We start from the raw sequence: 5,344 nt of genomic DNA, 5'->3' as shown, positions 1-5,344 counted from the left end.
GTCTTTCAGGGGCGCGGGGAACTGCGCGACCAGCCACAGTCAACCCGCACCCGCCCTCGAACCTCACCCCACCGACGAATAGGCGACAACCCCCCGCAACACCCCCTCAACAGCCTTCCGCGCAGCCTTAGGCACAGTAGACCCCTCAGAAGGCGCCGCCGCGGCAACCTGCCCCAGCACATCAATCACCTGCTTACACCACCGCACAAAATCCCCCGCAGGCATCTCCGCCTCCCGAAGCACCTCATCCAGCCCACTCCCGGAAGCCCACATGAACACAGCCCAGGCGAACCCGAGATCCGGCTCCCGCTGCCCGACCCCCTCCGTCTGACTGATCTTGAACTCTTCCTCCAGCCCGTCCAACCGCCCCCAGATCCGCACCATCTCCCCGAGCGCGGCCTTGGCCGCCCCGGACGGCACCTTGGGGGCCATCGCATCGTCGCCGACACGGGCCTCGTACACCAACGCGGAGACGCACGCGGCGAGTTCGGCGGGCGACAGCCCTTCCCAGACCCCGGCCCGCAGACACTCACTGGCGAGCAGGTCGAGTTCGCCGTACAGCCGGGCCAACCGCCGCCCGTGCTCGGTGACTTCGTCCCCGCGCAGATAGTCGAGCTCGGTCAGCAGCGCGACGATCCGGTCGAAGGTCCGGGCGATCGTGTTGGTCCGCCCCTCAATCCGCCGCTCCAGCTGGGACGTGTCCCGCAGCAGCCGGTAGTACCGCTCGGCCCACCGCGCGTGATCCTCGCGCTCGGCGCACCCATGGCAGGGGTGGGCCCGCAACTCGGCCCGCAGCCGGGCGATTTCGCGGTCGTCGGCGGCCTGGGACCGCTTCTTGCGGGCCCGCTCCGGCGGAATGTGCCCGGCCTTGGTCCGCAGCGCGGACGCGAGGTCCCGCCGGGACTGGGGCGAGCGGGGGTTGAAGGTCTTGGGGATCCGCATCCGGTCGAGCGCCTCGACCGGCACCGGGAAGTCGATGGAGGCGAGCCGCTTGACCTGCCGCTCGGCGGTCAGCACCAGCGGACGGGGCCCGTCATGATGCTCGAACCCCCGATGCCCGTTGGCCCGCCCGGCCGGCAGCCCCGGATCGAGGACGAGCGCGAGCCCGGCGTACTTGCCGGTGGGCACGTGGATGACGTCACCGGGCTTGAGCCGCTCCAGCGCGACCGCGGACTCGGCACGCCGCTGAGCCACCCCCTGCCGGGCCAACTCGGTCTCGCGGTCCTTGAGTTCGCGCCGCAGCCGGGCGTACTCCTCGAAGTCCCCGAGGTGGCAGGTCATCGACTCCTTGTACCCGTCGAGCCCCTCCTCGTTGCGCTGGACCTGCCGGGAGATCCCGACGACCGACCGGTCGGCCTGGAACTGCGCGAACGACGTCTCCAGCAGCTCCCGCGAGCGGTGCCGCCCGAACTGCTCGACGAGGTTGACGGCCATGTTGTACGAGGGCCGGAAACTCGACCGCAGCGGGTACGTGCGCGTGCCCGCGAGCCCCGCGAGGTGCTCGGGGCTCATGGCCCGCTGCCACAGCACGACCGCGTGCCCCTCGACATCGATGCCCCGCCGCCCGGCCCGCCCGGTGAGCTGCGTGTACTCCCCCGGCGTGATGTCCGCGTGCTGCTCGCCGTTCCACTTGACGAGCTTTTCGAGGACGACGGACCTGGCGGGCATGTTGATGCCGAGCGCCAGCGTCTCCGTCGCGAAGACGGCCTTGACGAGCCCGCGCACGAACAGTTCCTCGACGACCTCCTTGAAGGTCGGCAGCATCCCGGCGTGGTGCGCGGCGATGCCCCGCTCCAGGCCCTCCAGCCACTCGAAGTAGCCGAGGACGTGCAGGTCCTCGCGGGGGATGGCCGCCGTGCGCTCCTCGACGAGCGCGCGCACCTCGGCCCGCGCCGCGTCGTCGTTGAGCCTCAGCCCGGCGTACAGACACTGCTGTACGGCGGCCTCGCAGGCGGCGCGGCTGAAGATGAAGGTGATCGCGGGGAGCAGGCCCTCGGCGTCGAGCCGCTCGATGACCTCGGGTCGGCCCGGCGTCCACACACGCGAGCGCGAACGCCGCTCCCGCTCCCGGTCCGCCTCCCGCATCCGGCCGCGCTTGCGGTCCTGGTACGACGGCCTCTGCGCCTCCATGCGCGCGAGCCGGACGAGGTCGGGGTTGACGGCCTTCTTGCTGCCCTCGCCCTCCTCGAACAGGTCGTACATCCGCCGCCCCGCCAGCACGTGCTGGAACAGGGGCACAGGCCGGTGCTCGGAGACGATGACCTCGGTGTCCCCGCGGACGGTGTCCAGCCAGTCGCCGAACTCCTCCGCGTTGGACACGGTCGCGGACAGCGAGACCAGCGTCACGGACTCGGGAAGATGAATGATCACCTCTTCCCATACGGCGCCCCGGAAGCGGTCGGAGAGGTAGTGCACCTCGTCCATCACCACGTACCCGAGGCCCAGCAGCGTCTGCGAGCCCGCGTACAGCATGTTCCGCAGCACCTCGGTCGTCATCACGACCACCGGCGCGTCGGAGTTGACGCTGTTGTCGCCCGTCAGCAGCCCGACCTTGTCCGCGCCGTAGCGGCGGCACAGGTCGGCGTACTTCTGATTGGAGAGCGCCTTGATGGGGGTCGTATAAAAACACTTCTTCCCCTGCCCCAGGGCCAGGTGAACGGCGAACTCCCCGACGATCGTCTTCCCCGACCCCGTAGGAGCGGCAACCAGCACCCCCTTCCCCGCCTCAAGCGCCCGACAGGCCTCGATCTGAAAAGCATCGAGCCCGAACTCATACATCTCGCGAAACCCGGCCAACGCGGTCGCCTGCTCGACAGCACGCCTGCGCGCCGCCGCATACCGCTCAGCCGGAGAGAGGTCCTCTGTCATCGTGCCTTCGAGCGTACCGGCCCCCACTGACAACGGGACGATCATTATCCGGATCCCCCCATCCAAGCCGTGACCCTCCGCAACCGTACGAAAACAGATCTTGTTGCAGATCCTGGATACGAACTAGTGTTCCCTTCCAGTTCGAGGCATTCGCACCGGACTGCACACGCCTGCGGCTGACCACCGCAAGCGATCAAGAAACGGTAAGAAGGGGGAAATGTGAATCTCACCAAACGCGTCTCCGTCCTCACAGCCACCACAGCACTGCTCCTGGGGGCGGTCGGCGCCGGATCCGCCTCGGCAGCGGATGTCTCCACACGCGCCGTGCACCGAGGCAGCGCGGGCTGCATCAACTGGTCCTGGGGAGACGGCACCATCTCCTGGACCGTCTACGCCAGCAACACCTGCGGTACGAGCCGGGGACTCGCGTTCCGTTCCACCGGCGGTGCCATCGCCTGCATCTGGATGGGAGCCAGATCCCAGGAGCACCACACGTACCCGGCGAAGCCCGATTCCGACAGCTTCACGAATGTGGCGCAGTGTCCTGTGGGTACAGGCGACTGATCACCTGACCGCCGATCGACTCACCTGACAAGAACGCCCGACCGGAGGTTCCGGTCGGGCGTTCTTGTCATACGGATGCTGGTGCCTGCGCGGCACGCGGCGGCCTACGTCACGTCGTCGTACCCGTTGACCCGCTCCGTGCTCGACTGGCCCGGCAGCGCGCGGGCGGAGCTCACGGATTCGACCTCGCCGATGTCCGAGGGGGTCAGATCCAGTTCGGACGCCTCGTCGTCGCCGGGGCCCATCTCCTCACGGCGGCGCTTGCGCTTGTCGTTCAGGAGGGAGAACGCGGTGGCGCAGAAGTAGAGGACCCAGATCGGCCCTGCGAGGGCCAGCATGGTCAGCGGGTCGGTGCTGGGCGTCGCGACGGCCGCGAAGACCGTGATGCCCATGATCATGCCGCGCCACCAGCCGAGCATCCGTTTGCCGGTCAGCACCCCGGTCAGGTTGAGCATCACCAGCAGCAGCGGCAGCTCGAAGGAGAGCCCGAAGACGAGCACCATGCGGACGATCAGGTCGAGCAGGTCGTCCAGCGGCAGCTGGTTGTCCAGGTCCGCCGGCGAGAACTCCAGGAGCACCTTCGCCATGGTCGGCAGCGTCTTGTACGCGAAGAACGCACCGCCCAGGAACAGCGGGAAGCCGGCGCCGACGAACGCGTAGGCGTACTTCCGCTCGTGCTTGTGCAGGCCGGGAGCGACGAACGCCCACAGCTGGTAGAGCCAGACCGGCGAAGCGAAGATCACACCGGCCATCAGGGAGACCTTGAGGGCGAGCGTGAACGGGGTCAGCAGACCGTTGAGGACGATGCGGGCGCAGGTGCCGGTTCGCTGCTGCGCCAGCTCGGAGAGGGTGGCGTTGCACCCGACCGAGTCCAGAATCGGGTTCGTGAAGAACTCGATGATGTCCTTGTAGAAGAAGGCGGCGATGACCGTGATGACGACGATCGCCAGAACGGCCTTCGCGAGCCGGTTACGGAGCTCGCGAATGTGCTCCACGAGGGGCATCCGCCCCTCGGGATCCTTCTCCTTCTTGCGGGCAGACTTGAGCAACCCACGTTCCCATCTCGTACGGCGGGCCGGAGGTCACCGGCCCTGCGTCAGCGCTTGGTGGAGTCCGTCGGCTCGGTGACCGGGCGGGAGCTGGTCACGTCGCCGGGGGCCGCCTGGATGGTGCGCTGCGCGGACGCCTGGTCACCCGGGGTGGGCGGGGCGGCCGAGGTCGTGGCGGAGTTGCCACCCTCCTCCTTCATCGCCTTGGCCTCGCTCTTGAGGATCCGCGCGGACTTGCCGAGCGAGCGGGCCATGTCCGGAAGCTTCTTCGCGCCGAACAGCAGGATGATGACGACGAGGATGAGAATGATCTCGGGGGCTCCGAGCCTTCCGAACATAAGTCTTTACCTTCTCACCGAGGCGGCTGGGTGGGGATGCTGTGCGACCGGTCGGACAGGTGTCCGAACGATCGTGCTCTCAGCGATCGTAACGCCCGGGGGTGAACGTCAGGCAATCCCCGTGCGTACTCCCTGTTCCGCGAATCGGGCCTCGTTCTCCGGTCCGCGACCAGCAGCGTACCCGCCGCACCGGTCGGCGCGGGAGGGAGAAGTCGCCCAAATCGCATCGGCCCCCCGACTCACAGAGCCGTCGCAGCCGCGCTCACAGCGAGTCGGCGGCCCGCGCGGTGCTCACCGCCGCCCGCTCCAGCTCCTCCGCGGCCCGCCCGATCCGCTCCGCGGACGCCGCGACCTGCGCCCCGAGCCGCCGCGCCTCCACGAACACCCGCACCGCGAGCACCCCCAGCACGACCAGCCCGAGAAATCCCACAGCAACCGCGACCATCGCCCAGAACATGCCCCGAGCGTAGCGCTCCACGGAAACCCCGGTGACAGCCGGTCGCCGCCCCCGTCAGAGGGACACCC

Annotated in this window: 5 protein-coding genes; 1 reads left to right on the top strand and 4 read right to left on the bottom strand. The window is 68.7% G+C overall.

What is annotated here, in order from left to right:
* Nucleotides 1-63: 63 nt before the first annotated feature.
* On the bottom strand, nucleotides 64-2,913 hold the full coding sequence (locus tag AOK24_RS33010; protein WP_055723698.1) for a DEAD/DEAH box helicase: 2,850 nt from the start codon (nucleotides 2,911-2,913) through the stop codon (nucleotides 64-66).
* Nucleotides 2,914-3,087: 174 nt separating this feature from the next.
* Here AOK24_RS33010 and AOK24_RS33005 point away from each other — a divergent pair, with 174 nt between their 5' ends.
* A complete protein-coding gene (locus AOK24_RS33005; protein ID WP_055723697.1) occupies nucleotides 3,088-3,432 on the top strand; it encodes a hypothetical protein in 345 nt (114 codons plus the stop codon).
* Between the two features lie 104 nt (nucleotides 3,433-3,536).
* Here AOK24_RS33005 and tatC read toward each other — a convergent pair whose 3' ends face one another.
* The 3 genes from tatC to AOK24_RS32990 form a co-directional block, all read right to left on the bottom strand.
* Nucleotides 3,537-4,481: a twin-arginine translocase subunit TatC gene (gene tatC, locus AOK24_RS33000; protein ID WP_055723696.1), complete on the bottom strand. Its 945-nt coding sequence runs from the start codon at nucleotides 4,479-4,481 to the stop codon at nucleotides 3,537-3,539.
* Nucleotides 4,482-4,528: 47 nt separating this feature from the next.
* Nucleotides 4,529-4,819: a Sec-independent protein translocase subunit TatA gene (gene tatA / locus AOK24_RS32995; RefSeq protein WP_055723695.1), complete on the bottom strand. Its 291-nt coding sequence runs from the start codon at nucleotides 4,817-4,819 to the stop codon at nucleotides 4,529-4,531.
* Nucleotides 4,820-5,081: 262 nt separating this feature from the next.
* Nucleotides 5,082-5,276 carry a hypothetical protein gene (locus AOK24_RS32990; RefSeq protein WP_055723694.1) on the bottom strand — a complete coding sequence of 65 codons (195 nt, stop codon included), beginning with the start codon at nucleotides 5,274-5,276 and terminating at the stop codon, nucleotides 5,082-5,084.
* Nucleotides 5,277-5,344 lie beyond the last annotated feature (68 nt).

Origin of the sequence: Streptomyces niveiscabiei, from assembly GCF_001419795.1 — a bacterium.
Taxonomy (GTDB): domain Bacteria; phylum Actinomycetota; class Actinomycetes; order Streptomycetales; family Streptomycetaceae; genus Streptomyces; species Streptomyces niveiscabiei.
This window is presented reverse-complemented; position numbering and strand designations above follow the sequence as displayed.